A 21340-nucleotide genomic window follows, 5' to 3' on the forward strand; every position below is an offset into this window, starting at 1 on the left:
AATTCTTTCCTTTACGATCATGTCTTTACCGCGGTATCACGGGCGAAGTGCCCCGACCGCAAGCGAGAACACGATGGATCAACGGAAGGATGGCGCAATGGCTGGCAAGATGATGGAAGAAGAATTTGGCGTGGAAATGACGGTGCCGCCGTCGCAGGCTGCGCCATGGCCTGCTGCACCGCACGACCTGCGCCGCCTGCGCATCCGCAAGCGCGAGAGCCAGGAAAAGTTCTGGAGCCGCTTCGGCGTCACCCAGTCCAGCGGCAGCCGCTTCGAGACCGGCGTCGTGATTCCACCGCCGGTGGCCATCCTGCTGCGCCTCTACGCCAACGGCACCCTGACCGACGACGACCTGCACGGTTGATCGATGCGGCGGCGCGCCTGCGCCGCCTCAGCCTGCTTTCTGTATTTCCGAAGTAATGTTCCGGTATTATTCGCTTTTACCGGACGAGCCCTGTGCTTTATCCTTCAGCATCGGCGAATGCGCCCGCGCGGCCGCCCTGCACCTTTTGATAAAAGCACTTCGGAATCATGAAACGCATTGCACCCTCCAGCGCGGCCAGGTCCGCGCCACTGCCCCCGACCGCAGCGCCGCTGCCAGGCCGCCACCTTATCCGCGGGGCGCGCATCGCCCTCGCACGCGCCTGAATGCCGGACCAGGGAACCGGAGCCGGGATGCGCTACTCGTCACTTGTACTGCCGGTGCTGTTTGCCATTGCACTGGGCCTGCTGCTGCAGCACTTCCTCGGCTCGCTCGCCTGGGCGGGCCTGCTGGCAGTGATTACCTGGCCGCTGCGCGAACGCCTGGTCGCGCGCGGTTTCCCGCCGCTGGCCAGCGCCACCCTGCTGCTCATACTGCTGCTGGTCGGTTTCTTCGGGCCTTCTCTGCTCCTGATTAAAGCGCTCGGCCACGAACTGGTGGGCGTGCAGCGCCTGCTGGCGCGCCTGAACGAAGTCGGGGTTGCGGCGCCCGGCTGGCTGGAGCAGCTGCCGCTGGTGTCCGAACGCGTGATCGCCTGGTGGAACGAGCACCTGGCGATCCCGGGCGGCCTGAATGCCCTGATCCAGACCACGCTCGGCGACGTCCTGCCGCATTTGTCCGGCGCCGCGCGCTTCTGGGGCTCGACCATCCTCGCCAACGCGCTCTACCTGTTCCTGACCCTGCTGACCCTGTTCATCCTCTACCTGCACGGCCCAACCGTGGTGCGCTATGTCGACGGCGCCGGGATGCGCCTGCTGCCCGGGCATTACGGCAACCTGCGCCGCATCCTGCCGCTGTCGGTGCGCGGCACGGCGCTGGGCCTGTGCTCGATCGCGGTGCTGGAAGGGATCGTGCTCGGTATCGCGTATGCGATCGCGGGCGCGCCGGCGCCGGCGCTGCTCGGCGTGATCACCGGCTACCTGGCCCTGATCCCGGGCGGCGCGCCGCTGTCGTTCACGATGGTGTCGCTGCTGCTGCTGGGGCAAGGCCATGCCGGCGCGGCGCTCGGCCTGTTCACCTGGGGCGCGGTCGAGCTGTTCATGGTAGACAAATTCATCCGGCCGAAGCTGATCGGGCACCGGGTCAACCTGCCCTTCCTGGCCGTGCTGTTCGGCCTGCTGGGCGGCGTGTCGACCATGGGCGTGATCGGCCTGTTCGTCGGTCCGTTCATGATGGCGGTGCTGTATGGCTGGCTGCGCGCCTACCAGGCCAGGGCCTAACGGGGAGCGGCTGCCTCTCACGGGCAGGCGCCGAACGCCGCCAGCGGCGCAGCGCCAGGCAAGGACTACTGTGACCGAATCAGAGCGCCAAATGACAAAAGGGCTTGCTACCAAACGGTGCAAGCCCTTTCATGTCCAGCGAATCTTGGTGGGAAGTGCAAGTTTCGAACTTGCGACCCCTGCAGTGTGAATGCAGTGCTCTACCCCTGAGCTAACCTCCCGGTGGCCCGTATTATGCCTTAGCTATTGAGAATTATCAATATCTACCGGCTGGCCTATCGTCGATTCAGTTGAAGTGCCCCGTCGTGCCGCCGATGCTGTAGCTTCCCGCGCCCAGCAAGGCTACTACCAGCGCCGCGCCCAGGTACATGCCTTGCAGCTCGATTGCCCAGCCGCCGGTACTGTTCAGCGTGAAGATTTCGGCGCTGTGCACCAGCAGCAGCGCGACAACCATGTTGATGGCCACGACCACTGCCGCAGCGCGGGTGTAGAGGCCGACCAGGATCAGCAGCGGCGCCACCATTTCGCCGATGTACACGAGATAGCCGAATGCCCCGGGCAAGCCCATCTTCTCGAGCATTCCGGTGATGAAGCCGACGCCGCCGAAGAGCTTGGACACGCCGTGGAACAGCAGCAGGCTGGCGAGCAGCACGCGCAGCAGCAGCTTGCCCTGGTCGTCGCGGGCGGAATACAGGGTGGTGGTGGTGGTGGTGGTGGTGTTCGTGGTGTTCATGGGAAATCCTTTAGTTAGTCAGCTTGTATGTGGAATTATTCAAATGCGTAGGCGTCCATCGCCAGTATCCCGTGCTCGAAGCTGGCATGCAGCTGGACGGTTCTAGCCCCGGGGCCGGCCGCGCCCATTGCCACGTACAGGGGCAGCAAGTGTTCTTCGCTCGGATGGTTGCGCGCGCCCGACGGTGCAAGGCGGCGGTAGTCCAGCAGGGCCGCGTGGTCGTTTGCTTCCAGCCGGGCTTTCATCCAGGACCCGAATTCGCTGACCCACGGCGGGACCGGCGCATCGACTGGCTGCCCGCGGAATTCGGACAGGTTGTGCGTCAGCGCGCCGGAACCGATGACGAGCACGCCCTCCTCGCGCAGCGCCGCCAGGGCCTGGCCCAGCCTTTCGTGCTCCCGGGGTCCCGCGCCCTGCACCAGCGAGAGCTGGGTGACCGGGATGTCCGCATCCGGATACATCAGGCTGAGCGGCACCCAGGCGCCGTGGTCGAGGCCGCGGTCGGCATTGCACGTCACCGGCAGCCCGCTCGCCTCCAACAGTGCGGCGGCGCGTTCGGCGGTCCAGGGAGCGCCGGGCGCCGGGTACTGGATCTTGAACAGCGCGCGCGGGAAACCGCCGAAGTCGTGGATGGTTTCCGGCAGCGAGGCCAAGCTCACGCTGGCGCTGCCGCGGGTTTCCCAGTGCGCCGAGACGGCCAGGATGGCGCGTGGACGTTCCAGCGATTTGCCGAGGCCTTGCAGGAAGCGGCGGGCCGGGCTGTCCTGCAGGGCCAGCATGGGCGATCCGTGCGACAGGAAGATGGTGGGGAATGCAGGCATGTTGATGTCCTTTCAGGTGCGGCCTTTACCGCGATGACATGCCTCATCTTAATCTTGCCGGCGGACGAGATAAATAGCCTCAGCGGAGCAAGACTGTCTCACCAGCAGGGATAATCAATCAGTCCCATGCCGGGTCGGCGAATGCGTCAACGAGGAAGTCGATCAGCAGGCGCACCTTGGGCGAGACGAATTTGCGCGACGGGTAGACGGCGTACACGCCCAGTTCGCCCGCGCGCCATGGCTTCATGGTTTCGAGCAGCAGCCCTCGCGCAAGGTCGGTCCCGACGATGAAGCTCGGCTGGAGCACGATGCCCTGGTGCTGCAAGGCCGCGGCGCGGCAGGTGTCGCCGCTGTTGGTGCGCACCCGGGGCGCGACTTTCACCGTGGCCTCGCCGCCCGGGCCGGTAAACGTCCAGTGTTCGCCGCTCGAGAACAGGCTGTACGAGATCACATCGTGCTGCAGCAAGTCCGGTGGCCGTGCCGGTTCGCCGCGCCGTGCCAGGTAATCGGGCGAGGCGCACAGGACCATGCGGGTGGACGCGAGTTTGCGGCTGATCAGGGAGGAAGACGGCAGCTGGACGATCCGGACCGCGAGGTCGAAACCGTCCTCGACCAGGTCGACCACGCGGTCCGACAAGGTGATGTCGAGATCGAGCTTCGGGTGCAGCGCGAGGAAAGGCGGCCATAAGGGCGCGAGGTGCATCAACCCGAAGGTGACCGGCACGCTCACCTTCAGCAGGCCGCTGGCCTGGCCGCTGCGCGAGCTGATCTCGGCCTCGGCCTCGTCCAGGTTGTCCAGCAGTTCGCGGCAGCGCGCGTGGAAGATCTCGCCCTCGCCCGTTGCGGACAGCTTGCGCGTGGTCCGGTGCAGCAGGCGCACGCCGAGGCGCTCTTCGAGTTCGGCCACGTAGCGCGAGACCGCCGCTTTCGACATGTCCAGGGTACGCGCGGCGCCGGTGAAGCTGCCCGCTTCGACCACGGCCGAGAACACCTTCATTTCGAGGAATTTATCCATTGTTCCCACTCGTATGACAGTGACTCTTCTGGAGCAGAGTTTATCTCATCGCTAGCAACAGATCAAAAAGCGACCGCCAACGCAAAAAGGCCAGCATCTCTGCTGACCTTTCGCTTGTCCGACATGGTTCCGGACTGAATCCTGGTGGGAAGTGCAAGTTTCGAACTTGCGACCCCTGCAGTGTGAATGCAGTGCTCTACCCCTGAGCTAACCTCCCAAAACGAGGCGTATTATGGCACAGAATCAGGCCGCCGTCACCCCTGCCGGGGAAAAATTGCGCCAGATGCAGCTGCCTTTCACGTTCTTGTCGAGGCCTGCGAGGACCAGTTCGTGCGCGGCTTCCTCCTCATGGCTGGCCGCGACCACGATGATCTCGCCCAGCGGGCCCGCTTCGACGAGCTCGCCGCCGGCATTGGTTTCGGCCGCGACATCCATGGTCAGCGAATTCTGGCCGCGTGTCATCGACAGGTAGACGTCGGCCAGCAGCTCCGAGTCCAGCAGCGCGCCGTGCAGCTTGCGGTGGGCGTTCGAGACTTCGTAGCGGTCGCACAGCGCATCCAGCGAATTGCGCTTGCCTGGATGCAATTCCTTGGCCTGCACCAGGGTGTCGATCACGCCCGCGCAATAGGTGCTGAAGGGCGGCAGGCCCAGTCGCGTGAACTCGGCATTCAGGAAGCCAAGGTCGAAAGGCGCGTTATGGATGATCACTTGCGCGCCCTGCACGAACTCGCGCAATTCCTCGGCGATCTCGGCGAACTTCGGTTTGTCGCGCAGGAATTCGGTGGTCAAGCCGTGGACCGCCAGTGCCGCCTCGTCCGAGTCGCGCTCCGGATTGATATAGCGGTGGAAGTTATTTCCGGTCAGCTTGCGGTTGAAGATCTCAACGCAGCCGACCTCGATGACGCGGTCGCCGGTACGAGGGTTCAGGCCGGTGGTTTCGGTATCGAGGACAATCTGGCGCATGGGCAGCACTTAAGAGGGTGAATCGTGGATGAACAGTGAAGCAGGCGGGCGAAGTATATCAGTCCGCGCCCTGCTTCAGGCTGGCTTAGCGGCGCACCGAGGCCGCGCCGCGGTTGGCCAGCACGTCGGCCCGCTCGTTGCCCGGATGGCCGTTGTGGCCGCGTACCCAGCGCCATTCGACCGCATGCTGCTGCTGCGCCAGGTCGAGCGCTTTCCACAAATCGTCGTTCTTGACCGGTTCCTTGGCCGCGGTCTTCCACCCGCGCGCCTTCCAGCCGTGAATCCACTCGGAGATGCCCTTCTGGACATACTGGCTGTCGGTATGCAGCACGATCTCGCACGGGCGGTTGAGCACGCCCAACGCCTCGATCACGGCGCGCAATTCCATGCGGTTGTTGGTGGTGTTCGGCTCGCCGCCGAAGATTTCCTTCTCGTGGCCATTGGCGACCAGCAGCGCGCCCCAGCCGCCGGTGCCGGGATTGCCCTTGCAGGCGCCGTCGGTGAAGATTTCTACTTTTGTCGAGCCGTTTGCTGCGCTTGCTTCGTTGTCTTGCATGTCGCTCATTCCCTGTTCGCCGCCGGCACTGCTTGCGGCCGCTTGCTCGTTTTCTTGTTCCATGCAGGTCCGATGATGTGCATGCCCTTGACCCGCTTGATGGCGTGGACCACGTACACGGCGCCCAGATAGGGCCACCAGCGTTGTCCGGCCGATTCCATCATCGCGAACCGGCTCAGCCAATGGGCTGTCCGGCACGGCGGCGCATAGCAGCCGAAATGGCTGCGCGTCACGCCGAGATTCAGCAATTTTAGCCAGTCTTTCAGGCGCGGCATAGAAATGAATTCGCCCGATGCCGGCAGGTAGCCGTTGTTGGTGACCCGGCCGATCCCCTGGCGCATGCCCCACAGGCTGGCCGGATTGAAGCCGCAGATGATCACCTGCCCTTCCGGGATCAGGACCCGCTCGACTTCGCGCAACACCTGGTGCGGTTCGGTAGCGAACTCGAGCACGTGCGGCAGCACGACCAGGTCGATGCTGTGCGAAGCGAACGGCAGTTCGGCGAAATCGAGGGCGACGGCGATCTGCTTGCCGCTGGCTGCAAAGGCCAGCTCGTCGCTGGTCGAGGTGCGGGTCGCGGCCTGCCATTTGTTGGGCATGCGGTTGGCGGCCAGCGCATCGAGCTGGGGCACGCCAACTTGCAAGGCATTGAAGCCGAAGATGTCCGCGGTGAGCTCGTCCAGGCAGGACTGCTCGAAGGCGCGCACGTAGGCGCCCGCCGGCGATTGCAGCCAGTGGTCGAGCGCTATAATGGATTTCTCGGATACTGCGCTGTCCATGCCATCCCTTCGGTTCACTACCTATGACCAACACATCTCGCCCGGACCTGTCGGTCCTGACCGTCCCCGCCTTCAACGACAACTATCTCTGGATTATCCACGACGGCAGCCATGCAGCGGTAGTCGACCCGGGCGATGCCGGACCCGTCCGTGAAGCCCTGGCCGCGCACAAGCTGTCGCTTACCGCCATTTTACTCACCCATCACCATGCTGACCATATCGGCGGCGTGCCAAGCCTGCTGGCCGAGTGGCGGGTGCCGGTGTACGGGCCGCGCAACGATGGGATCGCCTTCGTCAGCGAGGCCCTCGGCGAAGGCGACCACGTCCGCATAGCCGGGCTCGACTTGGAACTCGACGTGCTCGAGGTGCCGGGGCACACGCTCGGGCATATCGCCTATGTACGGCGCGCGTCGGGGGCGAACTGGCTGTTCTGTGGCGACACGCTGTTCGCGGGCGGCTGCGGCCGGCTGTTCGAAGGCACGCCGGCGCAGATGGCAGGCTCGCTCGCCAAGCTGGCGGCGCTGCCGGACGACACGCTGGTGTATTGCGCGCACGAATATACGGTGGCGAATCTAAAGTTCGCGCAGGTGGTCGAGCCGGACAACCAGGGCCTGGCCTTGCGAATGCGGGATGCTGCGGAAAAACGCGGGACCAGGTTGCCGACGGTGCCGTCGACGATCGGGCTGGAGCGAGGGACGAATCCGTTTTTGCGGTATACGGAGCCGGGGGTGGTGCGGAGCCTGGTGGATGCGGGCAGGCTGGCTACGGATGCATCACCGCTGCAGGCCTTTGCGGCGCTAAGAGAATGGAAGAATACATTCTGAGGTGAATCGTAGGGTGGGCAGGTTTCCTGCCCACGCGTTCAACGAACAGGTTTAAACCACGGAGCATGCTCGCTAAGGTGATGTGAACGCGTGGGCAGAATCTGCCCACCCTACGGTCTACCTCAGTTCCGGTCGCTCAGATCTCTTCGTACAACGGCAAGGTCAGGAACTCCGCAAACGTCTCCGACGTCGACATCTCTTCGAAGATCTGCGCCGCGCGCGCATAGCTCGGGTTGTCGCCATTCGCCGCATCGCCCTTCACCTTCGCCAGCTCTTCCGGGATCATCGCGCGCACCATCTCGGCGGTCACCTTGCGGCCATCTTCCAGCACGCCTTTGGTCGAGCGAATCCACTGCCACACCTGCGAGCGGCTGATCTCGGCGGTGGCCGCGTCTTCCATCAGGTTATGGATAGGCACGCAGCCGTTACCGGCCAGCCAGGCGCCGAGATAATGAATACCGACGTTGATGTTATAGCGCAGGCCGGCCTCCGTAATCGGCGCTTCCGGCTTGAAGTCGAGCAGGTCTTTGGCACTGACCTGGATATCCGGACGCTGCTTGTCGATCTGGTTGGGTTTATCGCCCAGCACCTTGGTAAATTCCGTCATCGCCAGCTCGACCAGTCCCGGGTGCGCCACCCAGCCACCGTCGTAGCCATCCGTTGCATCGCGCGCCTTGTCGTTGCGCACGCCGCCCATCGCGACCTCGTTCTTTTCCGCGTCGTTCTTGATCGGGATGAGGGCCGCCATGCCGCCGATGGCCGGGGCGCCGCGCTTGTGGCAGGTCTGGAGCAGCAGCAGCGCATAGGCGCGCATGAAGGGCGCGGTCATCGTCACCTTGGCGCGGTCGGCCAGGCAGAAGTCCTTGTCGAGCTTGAACTTCTTGATGCACGAGAAGATGTAGTCCCAGCGGCCCGCGTTGAGGCCGGCGCTGTGCTCGCGCAGCTCGTACAGGATCTCGTCCATCTCGAAGGCGGCCAGGATGGTCTCGATCAGCACCGTCGCCTTGATGGTTCCGCGCGGCAGGCCGAGCTCTTCCTGGGTCATGATGAAGATGTCGTTCCACAGGCGCGCTTCCAGGTGCGATTCCATCTTCGGCAGGTAGAAGTAAGGCCCGGCGCCGCGCGCCAGCTGCTCTTTCGCGTTATGGACCATGAACAGGGCGAAGTCGAAGATGCCGCCGGAGACGCGCTTGCCGTCCACCAGCACATGCTTCTCGTCGAGGTGCCAGCCGCGCGGGCGCACGACCAGGGTCGCCACCTTGTCGTTCAGCTTGTAGCTCTTGCCATTCTGCTCGAGCGAAATGGTCTGGCGCACCGCGTCGACCATGTTGATTTGCCCGGTGATTTGATTGTCCCAGTTTGGCGTGTTCGAATCCTCGAAGTCGGTCATGTAGCTGTCGGCGCCGGAGTTCAGCGCATTGATCACCATCTTGCGCTCGACCGGGCCGGTGATCTCCACGCGGCGGCATTCGAGGGCCTTCGGGATCGGCGCGATCTTCCAGTCGCCCGCGCGGATATGCGCAGTCTCAGCCAGGAAGTCCGGACGCTCGCCCAGATCGAGGCGGCGCGCGCGCTCGGCACGGGCTGCCAGCAATTGCTGGCGGCGCGGCTCGAAGGCGCGCGTGAGTTTCGCGACCAGGGCGAGTGCTTCCGGTGTCAGGATCGTTTCGAAGCCGGGCTTGATCTCGCCCGTGATGTCCATGCCGGCGGGGGTGGCGATCGTCATTGCGCATTCTCCAGTAGAAGTAGAAAACCTGTGCTCGCCGGGCGGCCTGGGCCGCGCCTTGGCGTTTGTACAAGCATCAAGTATATTCACTTCCAGATAGCTAAACGATACATTTTCTCACTACATCTGTGCGTTTTTGTATGAAATGGAGAGCACGGATGGGCAATACGAATGGGTAAGTTCAGGCAAATCTCGACCTTCGTCGAAGTGGTGGCGCGCGGCAGCCTGTCGGCGGCGGCGCGGGCCGAAGGGATAGCGCCGGCCATGATCGGGCGCCGGCTCGATGCACTGGAAAGCAGGCTCGGGGTCAAGCTGCTGCAGCGGACCACGCGCCGGCTGGTGCTCACCGACGAAGGCGCGGCCTTCCTCGACGACTGCCAGCGCATCCTGGCCGAATTCGAAGCGGCCGAGGCCGCGGCGGCCGAACGCAGCGTGCGTGCAACCGGGCATTTGCTGGTGTCCGCGCCGGCCGGCTTCGGCCGCCAGCACGTGGCGCCGCTGCTGCCCTCCTTCCTCGCCGAGCACCGCGACGTGACCGTCAACCTGAACCTGACCGACCGCCTGGTCGACGTCGTGGGCGAAGGCGTGGACGTCGCGATCCGCATCGCCAGCCTGACCGATTCGACCCTGGTCGGTACCAAGCTGGCCGACAACCACCGCGTGGTGGTGGGAGCGCCCGCCTACCTCAAGCGGCACGGCGCCCCGCGCGTGCTGGCCGACCTGGCGAAGCACAACTGCCTGGCGATCAGCAGCGAAGGCAGCCAGCGCGGCTGGACCTTCCTCGACAAGGGCAAGCCGGTGGCGCTCAAGGTCGGCGGCAACATGGAGTGCAACGACGGCGCGGTGCTGCACGCCTGGGCCCTGGCCGGCAAGGGGCTGGCCTGGCGCTCGATGTGGGAAGTGGGCGCGCAGATCGCGACGGGCGAGCTGTGCACGGTGCTGGACGAGTTCGCGGCGCCGGGGAACGACATCTATGCGGTGTTCGCGCAGCGGCAGCACTTGCCGTTGCGGATACGGGCGTTCGTGGATTTTTTGCGGCGGAGTTATGCGCAGCCGGAGTATTGGCAGGTGCGCTAGCCTGCGGCGGCGGCCGGTCGAGACCCGTAGGGTGGGCAGATTCTGCCCACGCGTTCAACCAGAATCGCACAGTGGAAGTGCAACTCGACACGCCCACTGGTTGAACGCGTGGGCAAGGAACTTGCCCACCCTACCAGCCGCAAGCTCATCGGGCTCTGCGTCCCGAAGCGAATCAGGCGAACCGTGCAGAACCACCAGACGAAAAAAATCCCCGGCAGTCCGGGGATTTTGCTATCGCTTGAGAGCGATTACAGCGGCTGAATGTTCGCGGCCTGCTTGCCCTTAGGGCCAGTGGTCACATCGAACGAAACGCGCTGGTTCTCTTGCAGCGACTTGAAGCCATTGCTTTGGATCGCCGAGAAGTGAGCGAACAGATCTTCGCCGCCTTCATCAGGGGTGATGAAGCCAAAACCCTTCGAATCATTGAACCATTTTACGATGCCAGTTGCCATTACAATTTCCTATTTCAGTTAAGTTGGGCTTGCGCCCGTTTAAGATCGTTTGAAGAAGCAAGAAAGGAATGACAGACAGACTGCACTACTACCTACAACCCAACGATCCCGTATTATACCGAATAAAAACAAATAAAACCCATGTTCGCAAAATAAAAATTCTCGCGCTCGCAACAATCTCGATAAGAATTCCTAACTTCAACTTTTACGGTCGCGCTTTGCATTCGGCAGTACAGAAAATATAGGGCAATGAGTGAACGTAAGTTTGCGCGGTATCAAACGATCCTGCATTGGTTTATTGCGCCAGGGCATTATGCCCACGGCAAAACCAGCGTATGCCTAATTGAATCCGCGTGGATCGCGGCGCCCTGCCTCGACGAATTGCCCGAGCTCGGAGGTCCAGCTGGCCCAATCGCTTGCGGCGACTGCATCGAAGGTCATCAGCACGCGCAGGCGCTGCTCGAGCGCGCGCGCGTGGTGGCCGAGGCCGCGGTAGCCGAAGGTGGCGGCGGAGCCCGCCACGGTATGCAGCATGGCCTGCAATTCGTTTGCAGCGGCCGCGGGCGCACGCGGATCGAGTCCGGCGGCAACCGCCGCCATGCGCTCGAGCGTGGCGGGCAGGTTGCTGGCGAAGCTGTCGTTGAACGACGCCAGTCGCGAAAAGAATCCCTTGTCGGCCGCGTGCATGCTTACTTGGTGCCGAAGATGCGGTCGCCCGCATCGCCGAGGCCCGGCACGATATAGGCGTCTTCGTTCAGGTGCGAGTCGAGCGAGGCGACATACACCTTCACATCCGGATGCGATTTCTGGAACACCTCGATGCCTTCCGGCGCGGCCACCAGCGCGAGGAACATGATGTGCTCGCTCGGCACGCCGCGTTTCTTCAGTACGTCGACCGCGTGCACTGCCGAGTTACCGGTGGCGACCATCGGGTCGCACAGGATGAAGGTGCGCTCGTTGGTGTCCGGCAGGCGCACCAGGTATTCGACCGGCTCATGGGTATCGGGGTCGCGGTACACGCCGATGTGGCCGACGCGCGCCGACGGCACCAGTTCCAGCAGGCCGTCGCTCATGCCGATACCGGCGCGCAGGATCGGCACGATGGCCAGCTTCTTGCCGGCGATGACAGGCGCGTCGATCGTCATCAAGGGGGTCTGCACCTTCCGCGTGGTCAGCGGCAGGTCGCGCGTGATCTCATAGCCCATCAGCAGCGTGATCTCGCGCAGCAGCTCGCGGAAAGTGCGCGTCGAGGTGTCGTGCTCGCGCATGTGCGACAGCTTGTGCTGGATGAGCGGGTGGTTCAGGATGAACAGGTTCGGGAAACGCGGGTCTTGATTCATGGTCGGTATCAACGCAATAGGGGTGTGAAGCGGTAGACCGGCATTATCCCAGCCGCGCGGCCATTTGTCCCTCTTTTCTGCACATTTCGACAAGAAACATGCATTCTTAGCCAGCCAGCGCACGCGCCAGGATCGCGGCGCAGTCGCTCGACGCCGGCAGCCGGCCGAACGCGCCGCCCGGGGCCTCCGCGATGCGCGAAGCCACGAAGGCATCCGACACGAAGGCCGGCGCATGGCGCAGCAGCAGCGCGCCCTGCACCGCGAGCACGATGCGCTCGGCCAGCACGCGGGCGCCGCCCTCCTCTGCTACCTGCGCCGGGAGTTCGTGGAGCAGGCGGCTTGCGTAGTCGCCGAAGCGCGCGTCCAGGCCGGCCGCGGGCATCAGCTCCCGGGCCAGCGCCTCGTGCGCCTCCGGCAGCGATTTGCCGAGCGCGCGCAGCAGGTCGAGGCACATCACGTTGCCCGAACCTTCCCAGATCGAATTGACCGGAAGTTCGCGATAGATGCGCGCCAGCGGGCCATCCTCGACATAGCCGTTGCCGCCCATGACTTCCATCGCCTCGGCGCCGAAAGCCGGGCCGCGCTTGCAGATCCAGTACTTGCCGGCCGCGGTCAGGATGCGTCCGAGCAGGGCCTGGACCGGGTCGTCGGGAGCATCGAAACAGCGCGCCAGGCGCAGTGCGAACGCGGTGGCGGCCTCGGATTCGAGCGCGAGGTCGGCCAGCACGTTCTGCATCAGCGGCTGTTCGGAAAGAAGCCGCCCGAAAACCCTGCGTCCGCGCGCGTGGTGCAACGCGTGGCAGAGCGCCGCGCGCATGATGCCGGCGCTGCCCAGCACGCAGTCGAGGCGGGTGTAGCCGCCCATCTCGAGGATGGTCGGGATGCCGCGTCCCGGCGCGCCGATCATCCAGCCGGTCGCATCCTGGAACTCGACTTCCGACGAGGCGTTGGAGCGGTTGCCCAGCTTGTCCTTCAGGCGCTGGACCCGGATCGCGTTGCGGCTGCCGTCCGGCAGGTAGCGCGGCACGAAGAAGCAGGACAGTCCCGAGCTGCCCGCGTCATCGAGTTGCGCCAGGATCAGGTGCGCATCCGATTGCGGCACCGAGAAGAACCATTTGTGGCCGACGATGCGGTGCGCACCCTCGCCCGCCGCGCCGAAGCGTCCGGCAGCCTCCGACGGCAGCATCGCCGTGGCCCGCGTCGTGTTGGCGCGCACGTCGCTGCCGCCCTGTTTCTCGGTCATCCCCATGCCAATCAGGGCGCCGCGCTTCTGCGCCACCGGCAGCGAACGCGGGTCGTATTCCCTGGACAAGACCTTGGGCAGCCATTCGGCTGCGAGGACCGGGTGGCGGCGCAGGGCCGGCACCGAGGCGAAGGTCATGGTCACCGGGCACTGGGCGCCGTTTTCGACCTGGCCGAACAGCAGGTACTGGGCTGCGCGCGCCACCTGGGCGCCGGGCCGCGGGTCCTGCCATGGGGCCGAATGCGCGCCAGCGCCGATCAAGAGGGCCATCAGCGTGTGCCACGACGGGTGGAATTCGATCTCGTCGATCCGGCGGCCGGACCGGTCATGACTCACCAGGCGCGGCCCGGAGGCGTTGGCCAGGCGCGCGAGGTCGAGCACGTCCGCCCGGCCCAGGGTGGCGCCGAGCGCGTCCAGCTGCTCGCGGGCCCAGCCGGCGCCCTCGCGCTCGAGCGCTTCGCCCAGCGCCGGGTCGCAGCGAAACAGGTTGACGTCCGCAAAGGGAGCGGCCTGGTTGAGCACTTCATGGGTGTCGAAACCGTTCATTTCTCGAGCCTCTCATCGAATTATGTTGCAAGCGAGCATCAACTTGGCCTCATCCTGTAAGCAATAATTTGCTTTGTTGCAAGGATCGGCGACAATGGCAGGCGCCAGTATGCTTGTCTATGCAACAACGACGCAACAACAATGCCGCAAATATGGGGCAAATGTCGGGCAAATATCGGCAAGTGAGCCAGCGCAAAGGGCACATCAATACCAGCGGCTGCGCCAGCGCAAGGATGGACCCGGCGTGGCGCGCCATTGTGTTATCTAGTGCCTTTTGGAATCTTTCGATGCACCAGTCACTATTGGTTTGGTAGACTTGCATGGTTTACACATGGCCGGACGCGCGTGCCCGCAGTGCGCGTGACGGCGATAAGCAGGCAGAACCCAGGGCAGAACCCAAGAATGCACACTAGTTCCATTGCTGCTAACCAGTCAGATTCGCAAGGCCCGCGCACGCCCGCATCCAGCCTGCTCGACAGCCTGCTGGAAGCGGCCGGCGACGTGGCATTCCGCGTCACGCCCGGCGGCCAGTTGCGCGCCGCGAGCCGTCGCGCGCTGACCTTCGCCGGGGTCGAACTGGGCAGCCGTTCCCTGGTGTCGCTGGTGCATGACGTCGACCAGGCGGCACTGCGCGACGCCCTTGCGAGCGCCGGCGCCAGCGGCGAGCCCGAGATAGTCGAAGCGCGCTTCCGTTGCGGCGAGCGCGACACCTGGTTCGAGCTGCGGATCGCCCTGATCGCGAGCGGCGACGATGCGCCCCTGCTGGTGGTGGGCCGCGACATGTCGGGCCAGCACGCCACCGAAGAACGCCTGCACCACATGGCGACCCACGACGCCCTCACCGAACTGCCGAACCGGGTGCTGCTGTCCGACCGCATCCGCATGGTCATCGCCAATGCGCGGCGCTCCGGCCAGGGCTTCTCGGTCGCCACCATCGGCCTGGACGGCTTCAAGAAAGTCAACGATGGCCTCGGGCACGGGGTCGGCGACGAGGTGCTGCGCACCGCCGCCAGCCGCCTGCGCCGCACCCTGCGCGACAGCGACACGCTGGCGCGCGTCGGCGGCGACGAATTCGTCGCGGTCCTGCCGGGCACCGCCGGCGAGGCGCAGATCAAGCTGGTCACGGGGCGCCTGATGGCCACCTTGCAGTCGCCCTTCGAGATCGATGGCCACACGATCTACCTGGCCGGCTCGATCGGGGTCGCCACCTACCCGGAGCATGCCGAAGACGAAGTGCGGCTGGTGACGCTGGCCGACACCGCGATGTCGCGCGCCAAGGAAACCGGCAAGGCACGCGCGGTCACCTACAGCCCGAGCGACCAGGGCCCGCCGGAACACGACATTTCGCTCGAGGCCGCGATGTTCAACGCGGTGCGCGAAGGCGAGTTCCAGCTGTACTACCAGCCGATCGTCGATGCGCGCAGCCGCACCATCGAGGGCTTCGAGACCCTGATGCGCTGGAAGCACCCGACCCTGGGCATGGTGCCGCCGGTACGCTTCATCCCGATCGCCGAGACCAATGGGCTGATCAACCTGCTGGGCGCCTGGGCCCTGAAGGCGGCCTGCATGCAGATCCGCCAGTTCGAGGAAGTGGCCGGGCGCGAGCTGTATATCTCGGTGAACATCAGCCCGCGCCAGTTCAGGAGCGATAAATTCCTGACCGTACTGGACGATGCGCTGGCGCTGTCCGGAACCAAGGGCCGCCAGCTGGTGCTCGAGATCACCGAGGGCACGCTGATGGTCGACCCGGTGCACGCCGAAGCGGTGCTCGGCAAGATGGCCGAGCGCGGCGCCCGCATCGCGATCGACGACTTCGGCACCGGATATTCATCGCTCGCCTACCTGAAGCGCTTCCCGATCTCGGTGTTGAAGATCGACCGCGCCTTCGTGAAAGACCTGCCGCAAGCCGCCAAGGATGGCGCCATCTGCAGCGCGGTGCTCGACATCGCGCGGCACCTCGACCTGTTGGTGGTTGCCGAAGGCGTCGAGACCGAAGAGCAGCTGGCCTGGCTCGACAACCTGGGCTGCCACTACGTACAGGGCTACCTGACCGGCAAGCCGATGCCGGCGCACGTGGCGATGGCCGCCCTGAAAGAGAATCTCTATACCGAATTACTGCCGGCCGACATCCGTCCGGGCAAACCATGACGACACCAGCCGCTACCCTGCGCCCGAAATTGGCCGAGGCCACCCTCTCCCTGCTGTGGGAACGCATCCGCAGGCAGGGCGACATGCCGGGCTTCACCAAGGCCATCAACGCGATCCTCGCTTCCATGCGCGGCGAGGACGAACGCGAGTTCTCGATGACCCAGACGGTGCTGTCGGATCCTGTCCTGACCCAGAAGGTGCTGCGGCTGGCCAACAGCGGCATGTACTCGGCCTTCGGACAGCGCATCAACACGGTCTCGAAGGCGGTGCTGGTGCTGGGCACCGAAGCGATCGGCCACCTGGCGCTGGGCCTGAAACTGATCGAGGAACTGGCCAAGTCGACGCCCGACACCGAGATCGCCCACGTCGAGATGGAAAAAGCGGTGCTGGCCGGGATGGTGGCGCAGCAGGTGGCCGCCAGCGCCGTATCGCGCGACCCGGAGGAAGCCGTGGTCTGCTCGATCCTGCATTCGCTGGGGCGCATGATGATCACCTTCTACATGCCGGAACGCTGGACCCGGATGCGCGAGAGCGCAGGCGTCGGCCGCGAGGATGCCGCAGCCGAGGCGCATCTCGGCCTGTCGCTGGAGGCGGTCGGGCGCGCCACCGCCGAACACTGGGGCCTGCCGCGCAACCTGATCGCCGGCATGCGCCGGGTCGAGCCGGCCGAACGCGGCGAAGATTTCGGCCACGACGACTGGCTGGCCGCACTGGGCACCATGTCGACCCAGGCCGCCGAGGCGCTCTGGCACGACGACGACATCGGCGCTGCCCGGGTCGCGGAACTGGCCGAAAGCTTTGCGCCGATGCTGGGCGTGGAAGCGGCAAGCCTGCTCAGCGCCATCGACAAGGCGCGCGAAACCGCGGCGGCAGACCTGTCGATCGCACCATTGGCCAAACCGCTGGAAAAGCGCGAGCAGCTGGTGGCTGCGACCCGCGCCCGCAAGGCAGGCAACAAGATCCTGATGAGCGGCGTGGCCGACATGCGCGACGCCGGCCTTGCCGCGACGCCGGGCCAGATGATGTCGATGGCGCTGGAGACCATGCACAAGGGCCTGTCGTTCACGCGCTCGTTTGCTTTTCTCCGGAACCGCCGCGAAGGCAGGTACGCGGCCAGGCTGGGACTGGGCGAGGGCAGCAAGGCGCTGCTGCCGAACCTGGTGTTCGATGACGCCTACGAACCTGACGTCTTCCATGCGTCGCTGGGCAGCGATCGCGTGATCTTCATCGAGAATGCGCATGACATCAAGTTCGCGGCCAAGCTGCCGGGCTGGTGGAAAGGCACGCTGGGCGAGGCCACGTGCTTCGTCGTGATCCCGCTGTGCGCAAATGGGCAGCCGGCCGGCTTCATCTACGGCGAATGGGATGCCAGCTTCCCTTCGGTGACGCTGAGCCAGACCGAGTTTTCGCTGATGAACGACTTGCGCGGGCTGGTGGTGCGGACGGTGGAACGGCGGCACCAGCTGGAGGCGGTGGCGACGCGGGTGTGAGTTTAGCTGCAGGAGGCGCCTGAACCGCAGTGCAACCGCGACTCGTTCAGCACCCCTGCCCCCAAGACCGTCGTCGGGATGACGCTGGTTTAGGGTGGTGGGTGAACGCTTAGCTCACGACGTCGACGGCGCGAGGTCAGGTCACGCGAACCTGATCCCGGCAAATCACCGCAGCTTCGGCGTCCCCACCCTCACATCCCCACACTGCGCCCTGTGCATCAGCGCATGGTCAATCAGCACCAGGGCCAGCATCGCCTCGGCAATCGGCGTCGCCCTGATGCCCACACAGGGGTCGTGCCGGCCGAAGGTCTCGACCATCACCGGGTTGCCATCCTTGTCGATCGAGCGGCGCGGCGTGCGGATCGACGACGTCGGCTTGATCGCGATCGACACCGTGATGTCCTGCCCGGTCGAGATCCCGCCCAGCACACCGCCGGCGTTATTGCCCACAAAGCCCTGCGGCGTCAGTTCGTCGCCATGCTCCGAGCCTTTCTGCGCCACGGACGCGAAGCCGGCCCCGATCTCGACGCCCTTGACCGCATTAATCCCCATCATCGCGTAGGCGATGTCGGCATCGAGCTTGTCGTAGATCGGCTGGCCCCAGCCGACCGGCACCCCGCGCGCCACCACGTCGATGCGCGCGCCGATCGAGTCGCCGGCGCGGCGCAGCTCGTCCATTGCCGCTTCCATGCGCGCCAACAGGTCGGCGTCAAGCGTCGCGGCAAAGAAGGGATTGGCGTGCACGTGTTCAAAAGACTGGAAGGGCACGTCGATGTCGCCCAACTGGCGCATGCAGCCGAAGAACTCGGTGCCATGCTGCTCGCGCAGCCATTTTTTCGCGACCGCCCCTGCCCCGACCACGGGCGCGGTCAGGCGCGCCGACGAACGCCCGCCCCCGCGCGGGTCGCGCACGCCGTACTTGTGCCAGTAGGTGTAGTCGGCATGGCCCGGGCGGAAGGTCTCGACGATGTTGCCGTAGTCCTTGCTGCGCTGGTCTTCGTTCTGGATCAGGAGCGCAATCGGCGTGCCGGTGGTCACGCCCTGGTAGACGCCCGACAGGATCTGGACCCGGTCCGCTTCCTGGCGCTGCGTCACGTGGCGCGAGGTGCCCGGCTTGCGGCGGTCGAGTTCCAGCTGGATGTCGGCCTCGCCCAGGGCCATGCCGGGTGGGCAGCCGTCGATGACGCAGCCGATGGCGGGTCCATGCGACTCGCCGAAAGTGGTGACGGAGAACAGCTTGCCAAAGGAGTTGCCGGACATGGATCGCTCTGCATGCAAAATGGGGGAATTGGCATTCTACCAGCCCGGCCGCGGGGGCGAAGGAAGGGACTACTGTGGCTTCCGCGCCAATTTAATTGCCCTATGGACATAAATTTGACGCTTAAGCCAATCTCCCGGGGTTTTATATTAGCAATTGCATATATACTGACTTACATCAAAAGCCCAGCCCCACTAGAGACGTAGCACATGCCTGCCTCGATGACGCCACCAGGCACACAAACGGATGCGCGAGACTGCGACGACGAGCTGAGCTTCGTCGATGAAGCGGACGCGCCGCCCGCCGCCGGCCAGTTCCGGTCCGGTGCAGCCTTGCCGGGCGGCCCCGCGCGCCTGCCGTCCTGGCGCATCCTGGTCGTCGACGACGACGCCGACGTGCATTCGACCACCTTGTTCGCCCTGAAGAACGTCGAGATGCAGGGCCGCCCGCTGGAATTCCTGCATGCCTATACCGCCCACGAGGCACGCAGCATGCTCGAGCGGGAAGCCGACATCGCCGTGGTGCTGCTCGACGTGGTGATGGAGCGCCCCGACGCCGGCCTGCAGCTGGTGCGCCAGATCCGCGAAGAGCTGGGCATGGACGAAGTCCGCATCATCCTGCGCACCGGACAGCCGGGCTACGCGCCCGAACTCGAAGCGATCCGCGGCTACGACATCAACGATTACCGCACCAAGTCGGAACTGACCCGCACCAAGCTGTACACCGCGGTGGCGGCCGCCGTGCGCTCCTACCAGCAACTGCGCGCAGTCGAGGCCAGCCGCGCCGGACTCGAACACATCCTCTCGGCCGGCACCCAGCTCATGGCCCTGCACGGCGTAGGCGACGTGGCCCAGGGCGTGCTGCGGCAAATGGCCAGCCTGCTCGGCCAGCCGCCCGCAGGCGTGCTGTGCGTGCGCGACAGCGGCCACGCGCGCCCGGACGTGCTGCGCGTGGTCGCTGCGGCCGGCGAGCATGCCCACCTCGAAGGCGGCGAATTGAGCGCGCAGCGCGAAGCGTCGCTGGCGGGCGCGGTCGAACACTGCATGCGCGAGCGCTGCACCCTTGGCGGCGACGGCTGGCTATCGCTGCATTTCCCCGGCAAGGCGGGCCGCGATTTCGCCGCCTGCATCCCGTTCGGCCGCGAGGCCGGCGACATCGAGCGCCGCCTGCTCGACGTGTTCGCCAGCGTGGTCGCGGTCGGCCTCGAGAATGTCGAACTGGTCACCCACCTGAACCAGGCGGCCTTCCGCGACCAGCTCACCGGCCTGCCGAACCGCACCCGCGTGGTCGAACTGGTCGATGCGCTGCTGGCCGGGACCGAGCGTAACGGCACCACCCTGGCGCTGGTCGACCTCGACCATTTTGCCGAGACCAACGACGCGCTCGGCCACCATTTCGGCGACCTGCTGCTGGCGGCGGTCGGCAAGCGCCTTACCTCGCGCCTGCGCTCCGCCGGCAACCCGGGACTGGAAGTGGCGCGCATCGGCGGCGATATCTTCTGCGTGCTGGGCGACGCAGGCAGCGTGCAGCCGGCGCCGATCCAGGCCCTCTTCCGCGAGCCCTTCCATATCGACGGCCAGGACGTGCAGGTATCGGCCACGCTCGGCCTGGTGCGCCTGCTGGAGCACGACGGCACCGGCGCCGACGCCCTCAAGGATGCCGACATCGCCCTGAAGCGCGCCAAGTCGCAGCAGCGCGCCGGCCACTTCTATTTCTCGCGCAGCATGGGCGTCGAGATCCGCGAACGCGTGCGCATGATGCACGCGCTGCGCAGCGGTTTCCAGCGCGGCGAACTGTTCCTGGCCTACCAGCCGCAGGTCGACCTGGCCACCAACGCCGCCTTCGGCGCGGAAGCGCTGCTGCGCTGGCGCACCGAGGATGGGCGCCTGATCGGGCCGGACCGCTTCATCCCGATCGCCGAATACTCCGGCCTGATCGTCGACATCGGCGAATGGGTGCTGCGCCAGGCCCTGGCCGAGCTGGTGCGCCTGCATGCGGCCGGCCACTGCACGTTCACGATGTCGGTCAACGTCTCGCAGGTGCAGTTCCGCCATCCGCACTTCGTCGACATGCTGCGCCGCGCGCTGGACGACACCAGGGCGCCACCCGAATACGTGGAACTGGAAATCACCGAATCGATGGCGATGGAAGAACCGGCCCTGCTGGTGGAAAAGCTGGCCCAGGTCAAGCGCACCGGCGTGTCGATCGCCATCGACGATTTCGGCACCGGCTTCTCGTCGCTGTCGCATTTGCAGCGCCTGCAGGTGGACCGCCTCAAGATCGACCGCACGTTTGTGACCGAGATTACCGGCTCGGCGCGCGGCAGCAGCATTGCGGAAATGGTGATCCAGCTGGGCCGCAACCTGGGCCTGTCGGTGATTGCGGAAGGTGTCGAGGACGAGCGCCAGGCGCACATCCTGCGCAGCCTCGGCTGCCCGCTGGCGCAGGGCTTTTTGTTCTCGCGGCCCCTGACGCCGGAGGCGCTGGTGGAGTGGCTGGGGAACCAGGGCTTGATCGAGGCCGCATAAGCCAGAATATCCAGCTGCCCGTAGGGTGTGTAAGGGCAAAGTAGAAATGTCCGGTTTGGGCAAAGTAGAAATGTCTGCTTTTGCGATGTAGTTCATGCTGTCGACTCCGAAAAGTTTGGGGTCCAGCGTGAGCGAAACCG

The 21340-nt window shown here is 65.2% G+C and carries 19 protein-coding genes and 2 tRNA genes; 7 read left to right on the forward strand and 14 right to left on the reverse strand.

Annotation, left to right across the window (positions count from 1 at the left end):
- The first annotated feature begins 112 nt into the window (after positions 1–112).
- Both HGB41_RS22820 and HGB41_RS22825 read left to right on the forward strand, forming a co-directional pair.
- Positions 113–364, forward strand: coding sequence for a helix-turn-helix domain-containing protein (locus HGB41_RS22820; RefSeq protein WP_371868578.1), 252 nt, complete (start codon positions 113–115; stop codon positions 362–364).
- A gap of 311 nt (positions 365–675) precedes the next feature.
- Positions 676–1701 carry an AI-2E family transporter gene (locus HGB41_RS22825; protein ID WP_171088608.1) on the forward strand — a complete coding sequence of 342 codons (1026 nt, stop codon included), beginning with the start codon at positions 676–678 and terminating at the stop codon, positions 1699–1701.
- Positions 1702–1847: 146 nt separating this feature from the next.
- Here the strand turns inward: HGB41_RS22825 and HGB41_RS22830 are convergent.
- The 8 genes from HGB41_RS22830 to HGB41_RS22865 form a co-directional block, all read right to left on the reverse strand.
- A tRNA-Val gene (locus tag HGB41_RS22830) sits at positions 1848–1922 on the reverse strand.
- Positions 1923–1987: 65 nt separating this feature from the next.
- Positions 1988–2434, reverse strand: coding sequence for a DoxX family protein (locus HGB41_RS22835; protein ID WP_171088609.1), 447 nt, complete (start codon positions 2432–2434; stop codon positions 1988–1990).
- A 35-nt stretch (positions 2435–2469) separates the two neighbouring features.
- Positions 2470–3255 carry a dioxygenase family protein gene (locus tag HGB41_RS22840; RefSeq protein WP_171088610.1) on the reverse strand — a complete coding sequence of 262 codons (786 nt, stop codon included), beginning with the start codon at positions 3253–3255 and terminating at the stop codon, positions 2470–2472.
- A 118-nt stretch (positions 3256–3373) separates the two neighbouring features.
- The gene (locus HGB41_RS22845) at positions 3374–4270 is read right to left on the reverse strand and encodes a LysR family transcriptional regulator (RefSeq protein ID WP_171088611.1); all 897 of its coding nucleotides are present in this window, start codon (positions 4268–4270) and stop codon (positions 3374–3376) included.
- A gap of 142 nt (positions 4271–4412) precedes the next feature.
- Positions 4413–4487 (reverse strand) — tRNA-Val (locus tag HGB41_RS22850).
- 26 nt (positions 4488–4513) lie between these two features.
- Positions 4514–5233 (reverse strand): DNA polymerase III subunit epsilon, encoded by a 720-nt coding sequence (dnaQ, locus tag HGB41_RS22855; protein WP_171088612.1) that lies wholly within the window; start codon positions 5231–5233, stop codon positions 4514–4516.
- Positions 5234–5318: 85 nt separating this feature from the next.
- Positions 5319–5798, reverse strand: a complete 480-nt coding sequence (rnhA, locus tag HGB41_RS22860) for a ribonuclease HI (RefSeq protein ID WP_171088613.1) — start codon at positions 5796–5798, stop codon at positions 5319–5321.
- Positions 5795–6568 (reverse strand): class I SAM-dependent methyltransferase, encoded by a 774-nt coding sequence (locus HGB41_RS22865; RefSeq protein ID WP_171088614.1) that lies wholly within the window; start codon positions 6566–6568, stop codon positions 5795–5797. The genes rnhA and HGB41_RS22865 overlap by 4 nt, the downstream gene beginning before the upstream one ends.
- Before the next feature lie 23 nt (positions 6569–6591).
- On the opposite strand from HGB41_RS22865, the gene gloB reads away from it, so the two are divergent.
- Positions 6592–7392: a hydroxyacylglutathione hydrolase gene (gene gloB, locus HGB41_RS22870; RefSeq protein ID WP_171088615.1), complete on the forward strand. Its 801-nt coding sequence runs from the start codon at positions 6592–6594 to the stop codon at positions 7390–7392.
- Positions 7393–7528: 136 nt separating this feature from the next.
- Here the strand turns inward: gloB and aceB are convergent, their stop codons facing one another.
- On the reverse strand, positions 7529–9118 hold the full coding sequence (gene aceB, locus HGB41_RS22875; protein ID WP_171088616.1) for a malate synthase A: 1590 nt from the start codon (positions 9116–9118) through the stop codon (positions 7529–7531).
- Between the two features lie 171 nt (positions 9119–9289).
- On the opposite strand from aceB, the gene HGB41_RS22880 reads away from it, so the two are divergent.
- Positions 9290–10195 carry a LysR family transcriptional regulator gene (locus tag HGB41_RS22880; protein ID WP_171088617.1) on the forward strand — a complete coding sequence of 302 codons (906 nt, stop codon included), beginning with the start codon at positions 9290–9292 and terminating at the stop codon, positions 10193–10195.
- Positions 10196–10443: 248 nt separating this feature from the next.
- On the opposite strand, the gene HGB41_RS22885 is transcribed toward HGB41_RS22880, so the two are convergent.
- The 4 genes from HGB41_RS22885 to HGB41_RS22900 form a co-directional block, all read right to left on the reverse strand.
- On the reverse strand, positions 10444–10647 hold the full coding sequence (locus tag HGB41_RS22885; RefSeq protein WP_027867533.1) for a cold-shock protein: 204 nt from the start codon (positions 10645–10647) through the stop codon (positions 10444–10446).
- 339 nt (positions 10648–10986) lie between these two features.
- Complete coding sequence (locus HGB41_RS22890; protein ID WP_171088618.1) at positions 10987–11334, reverse strand: Hpt domain-containing protein; 348 nt, start codon at positions 11332–11334, stop codon at positions 10987–10989.
- A gap of 2 nt (positions 11335–11336) precedes the next feature.
- A complete protein-coding gene (upp, locus tag HGB41_RS22895; RefSeq protein ID WP_171088619.1) occupies positions 11337–11987 on the reverse strand; it encodes a uracil phosphoribosyltransferase in 651 nt (216 codons plus the stop codon).
- A 106-nt stretch (positions 11988–12093) separates the two neighbouring features.
- A complete protein-coding gene (locus tag HGB41_RS22900) occupies positions 12094–13776 on the reverse strand; it encodes an isovaleryl-CoA dehydrogenase (protein WP_171088620.1) in 1683 nt (560 codons plus the stop codon).
- Between the two features lie 402 nt (positions 13777–14178).
- Here HGB41_RS22900 and HGB41_RS22905 point away from each other — a divergent pair, with 402 nt between their 5' ends.
- Positions 14179–15924 (forward strand): putative bifunctional diguanylate cyclase/phosphodiesterase, encoded by a 1746-nt coding sequence (locus tag HGB41_RS22905; RefSeq protein WP_171088621.1) that lies wholly within the window; start codon positions 14179–14181, stop codon positions 15922–15924.
- On the forward strand, positions 15921–17414 hold the full coding sequence (locus tag HGB41_RS22910; protein ID WP_229423190.1) for an HDOD domain-containing protein: 1494 nt from the start codon (positions 15921–15923) through the stop codon (positions 17412–17414). Before HGB41_RS22905 ends, HGB41_RS22910 begins: the two co-directional genes overlap by 4 nt.
- Positions 17415–17579: 165 nt before the next feature.
- Here the strand turns inward: HGB41_RS22910 and aroC are convergent, their stop codons facing one another.
- Positions 17580–18674 (reverse strand): chorismate synthase, encoded by a 1095-nt coding sequence (gene aroC / locus HGB41_RS22915; protein WP_171088622.1) that lies wholly within the window; start codon positions 18672–18674, stop codon positions 17580–17582.
- Positions 18675–18881: 207 nt separating this feature from the next.
- Between aroC and HGB41_RS22920 the strand changes: the two genes are divergently transcribed.
- On the forward strand, positions 18882–21200 hold the full coding sequence (locus HGB41_RS22920; protein ID WP_171088623.1) for a GGDEF/EAL domain-containing response regulator: 2319 nt from the start codon (positions 18882–18884) through the stop codon (positions 21198–21200).
- Positions 21201–21340: the final 140 nt, after the last annotated feature.

Origin of the sequence: Telluria aromaticivorans, assembly GCF_013003915.1 — a bacterium.
Taxonomy (GTDB): Bacteria; Pseudomonadota; Gammaproteobacteria; order Burkholderiales; family Burkholderiaceae_D; genus Telluria; species Telluria aromaticivorans.